General features: G+C 59.7%; 5 protein-coding genes and 1 tRNA gene. All 6 read right to left on the minus strand.

Going from position 1 to position 4,196, the window contains the following annotated elements:
* On the minus strand, positions 1-663 hold a 663-nt coding region (locus V6M90_RS29905; RefSeq protein WP_332847660.1), incomplete at its 3' end, for a hypothetical protein.
* A gap of 399 nt (positions 664-1,062) precedes the next feature.
* Positions 1,063-2,022 carry a tRNA dihydrouridine synthase gene (locus V6M90_RS29910; protein ID WP_141063202.1) on the minus strand — a complete coding sequence of 320 codons (960 nt, stop codon included), beginning with the start codon at positions 2,020-2,022 and terminating at the stop codon, positions 1,063-1,065.
* 55 nt (positions 2,023-2,077) lie between these two features.
* Positions 2,078-2,512, minus strand: a complete 435-nt coding sequence (locus V6M90_RS29915) for an acyl-CoA thioesterase (RefSeq protein WP_003175108.1) — start codon at positions 2,510-2,512, stop codon at positions 2,078-2,080.
* Between the two features lie 39 nt (positions 2,513-2,551).
* Positions 2,552-3,385 carry an alpha/beta hydrolase gene (locus V6M90_RS29920; RefSeq protein WP_003175109.1) on the minus strand — a complete coding sequence of 278 codons (834 nt, stop codon included), beginning with the start codon at positions 3,383-3,385 and terminating at the stop codon, positions 2,552-2,554.
* Between the two features lie 13 nt (positions 3,386-3,398).
* Entirely contained in the window at positions 3,399-3,938 is a 540-nt protein-coding gene (locus tag V6M90_RS29925; RefSeq protein WP_003175110.1) for a TetR/AcrR family transcriptional regulator, read from the minus strand.
* Between the two features lie 181 nt (positions 3,939-4,119).
* Positions 4,120-4,195 (minus strand) — tRNA-Glu (locus V6M90_RS29930).
* Position 4,196: the final 1 nt, after the last annotated feature.

Consider the following 4,196-nt stretch of genomic DNA (forward strand, 5'->3'; position numbering starts at 1 on the left):
GGCCTGGGCCTGCACGTTACCTTCAGCGTTCGTGCCCCGCTTGGTCTCGACCTCGACCTTGACCTTGCCATCAGCGTCCTTGCCCGGTTTGATAGCGATCCTATTATCCGGCCGCATCTTCGACTTCGCGTCACTGTCCGCAGATTCAGGGCAGTGACAATGACCCACACTGACGTTTAAATGTATGTCCGATTTGGCATCGTTAGTCACGACGATCGAGGGTTGTGGTCCTCGCGGCATGCCAACGGACAGGTTCTGAACCGGCACTTCTGACGTCACCGCACCAGGAGTACTGGGTTGCAGCTTCACTTCAAACGTCTTCATATTCTGCTTGTCGGGATGCTGGTGCGCATTCGTTTTCACCAACGTTTTGTTTGAATCATGCAATATGTCAGGCGCTGTTTTCGGCCCCATGAACATTTCGCGCATGGCGCTGAAGATCTGTTCAAGCATGTCGAATAACTTAGTGAACGCAGCGCCAGGCACCATTACTTGATTGTTGAGAACCGGAGGTTTTTCATTCCGCAACCCCGCCTGGCTGATCGGAGTACCGCTGGACTGCACATTAGAATTGCCGGGGCTTTTTGCTGAGGCAACAGGTTTGTTATCCAGCGAAAACTGATCAACATTCACATGTGGCCGATTATTAAACGATACAGACATTAGCGAAATCCTTAGTTCAAACACCTGAAGCAGATAAAGATTCAGGAAAGAGAGAGATGTTTTGACGAGCTGGAAGCAACAACGCCTCACAGTCACTATGTTCGTGGAAAGTTAGGCTATCGAGTTCCTAAAATCGCCACTCATATAAGGAAACCAAAAGGCAATATCAGACTTTGCCCCATGGACATTCGCCATAAGCCCTTGCGGCAAGCCGCTGATGCGCCTGAAGAACCGTCACACGCGCTAATAAACTGCGGACATGCAATTGATCGATAACATTCAAGCCCCCTCCAGCCGAAATTTTGTGCTAATTCGCGCGCGCAAAAAAAAGAGCGCCAAAGGCGCTCTTTTCAGGTGAAGTGCATCAGGTCACAGGAGCCTGCCGAATGTCGGTCACGCTCAGGCGGCCACCGGATGGGCCATTCCCAGCAGGCGACTGACCTGCTGCAAATCCGTCTCCCGGCGCAAGGCCGTAAACAGCTCCACCGCCTGCGGGTAATTGCGCGTCAGCATCGCCAACCACTGCTTCAAGCGGCCCGGCGCCTGCTTTTCGGTCAGTTGAGCGACGCACTGAGTCCAGAAATCCTGAAGCATGGGTTGCATCTGCGCCCAGGTCATTTCCACCACTTCCTCACCCGCTCGCGCCGCGGCAATCTGCCGCGCCAGGTCGGGGCGCGCCACCAGGCCGCGGCCGAGCATGATGTCTTCGGCGCCACTGATTTCGCGACAACGCTGCCAGTCTTCGACACTCCAGATGTCACCATTGGCGAACACCGGCACCTTGACCACGTCCTGCACACGCGGGATCCACTCCCAGTGGGCCGGCGGCTTGTAGCCATCGGTCTTGGTGCGCGCATGCACCACGATATGCGCCGCGCCACCCTCGGCCAGCGCCGTGGCGCACACCAACGCGCCGTCCGGGCTGTCGAAGCCCAGGCGCATCTTGGCGGTTACCGGAATATGGGCCGGAACGGCGCGACGCACATGCTCGACAATCTGGTTGAGCAGCTCCGGCTCCTTGAGCAGCACCGCACCGCCACGGGACTTGTTGACGGTCTTGGCCGGGCAGCCGAAGTTCAGGTCGATCACTTGCGAGCCCAACTCGCAGGCCAGGGCAGCGTTCTCGGCCAGGCACACCGGGTCGGAACCGAGCAATTGCACACGCAGGGGCACGCCGGCAGCGGTATGCGCACCGTGCAGCAACTCCGGAGCGAGTTTGTGAAAATAGGCAGGGGTGAGCAGGCGGTCGTTGACGCGAATGAACTCGGTCACGCACCAGTCAATACCGCCCACGCGGGTCAACACGTCACGCAGGATGTTGTCGACCAACCCCTCCATGGGTGCCAAAGCAATTTGCATGGGAAACACTCAACAAAAATCGTGGCGCAGTTTACTGGGTTTCCTACGCCAACCGTTAACCCCCTGTCAGGGCGGGGCCATAGCCTTCGATAAACTCGGCCGGCATGCGCTTGGGCTTGCCGCTGGAGAGTTCGATGCACACGAAGGTGGTTTGCGCGCGCAGCAGGGTTGCGCCGTCGCACGGACGTACCAGTTGAAACCGGCGGGTCATTTTCAGGCGCTGATCCCAATCGACAATCCAGGTGGCCAGTTGCAGCTCGTCGCCTTCATAGCCGGCGGCCAGGTAGTCGATCTCATGGCGTACCACGGCCATGGCTCGATCCAGGCGGCGGTATTCGGTGAGATCCAGCCCCAGCCGCTGGGAGTGGCGCCAGGCGCAGCGCTCGAGCCAGGAGACGTACACCGCGTTATTGGCGTGCCCCAGGCCGTCGATGTCTTCAGGAAAAACCTGCAGGTCAATGATAAACGGCGTTGCCAAGTCCCAGCCCATGCCTTGCTCCCAGTCGATTAATGTCGGCCGGGCAGTGTATCAGGCGCTCTTGCGCTCCTGTAAACCGCAGCCCGCCAACAGCGCCAGCACGCCGTCGATCACCCGCGTGTCGGCCAGCACTTTCTGGTGACCGCCCTGCTCCAGGCGCAGCAGGCGGCTGTCGAACCAGGCATCGTGAATGGCTTGAGAGGCTTTGACCGGCACGAAGGTATCGTCTTCGGCATGCACGACCAGGCCGGGAAGGTTCATCTGATAGTGGGCCACATCCAGGTGCTTGAGCGGCATGCCGAACGTGTGCTCAACCTCCTGGATAAACGCCGAACGCGCCCGTGGTGGCAAGCCGACCATCTGGGTGAAGCCGCGCAGCACATCAAGAAAACGTGACGGTGCGGCAATACTGACCAACGCCCCGGTACGTAAGCCCAGTTGCACCGCGAGCATCGCACTGGCACCGCCCATGGAATGGCCAATCACCGCGTGCAGCGGTGGCAACTCGGCCGCCGCTTCCAGCATCGCGCGGGCAAACAGCAATACATGGGCTTCACGCCCCGGCGAACGACCGTGGGCGGGACCGTCCAGTGCAATCACCGAATAGCCGGTGTTGACCAATGCCGTGATCAAGCTGGCAAACTGGGTCGGCCGTCCTTCCCAACCATGCATCAGCAATACTGTCGGCCCCTGGCCCCAGCGCAGGGCCGACAAACCGAAGCGCAAGGTGATGCGCTCCGATTGCGCCAACAACGGCAGCTCCCAGTCACGTGGCGGCAGGTCGCGCGGGGTCATGAAGGTGCGACGCATCCTGCCGGCAACCATGCGCGGTGCCAGGCGGCCAACGGTGCCATTGAAACCACGAATCCAGGTGAAGGCGCCCATGATGCTCCCCTCTTCAGCGCACCGCCGACTTGGCCGCACGTATCACGCGATCCGACAACTCGCCCGGCCCCAGCGCTCGCGCCAGGGTCAGGCCACCCACCATCAAGGCCATGTCTGCCAGGGCCTTGTCGGTGTCTTCCGGGCTGCCGGCCAATTGCGCGACCATCAACTCGACATGCTCGCTCAATACCTCGCGAAACGCGTCCGGCAAACGGCCCATTTCGCCCACTGTGGCCGGCAAAGGGCACGCCTGGGAGGTGGAATCACGGTGTTTGCGCGACAGATAGAAGGCCGCCACCAGCGCCCGACGCTCTTCGCCGGTGAGCTGAGTGTCGATATCGTCGATGGAGGCGCGGCGCTGCGCCAGCAATTGGCTGAACGCCTCCAGCATCAGCGCGTCCTTGCTTTCGAAGTGCGCGTAAAAACCACCGACGGTCAGCCCCGCCGCGCCCATGACTTCACCGACGCTCGGCTCGGCCGGGCCACGCTGGACCAACGCAGCGCTGGCGGCTTGCAGAATGCGTTCGCGGGTTTGTGCTTTTTTATCGCTCATCAAAGCCTCCGACTCTCATGGGTTGGATATTATTACCATAATAATATTTAGCAAGCGACCGCCACGACCACTGGTCAGAACACAGGAAGAGCATTGAAAGGGAATTGGCCAAACGCCAGACAAACAAAAGGGCCATTCAATAATTGAATGACCCTTAAAAATCCCGCAGAGCGGGTAATCGTGGCGTCCCCTAGGGGACTCGAACCCCTGTTACCGCCGTGAAAGGGCGGTGTCCTAGGCCACTAGACGAAGGGGACA

The organism is Pseudomonas lactucae (assembly GCF_036688725.1).
GTDB classification, from domain to species: domain Bacteria; phylum Pseudomonadota; class Gammaproteobacteria; order Pseudomonadales; family Pseudomonadaceae; genus Aquipseudomonas; species Aquipseudomonas lactucae.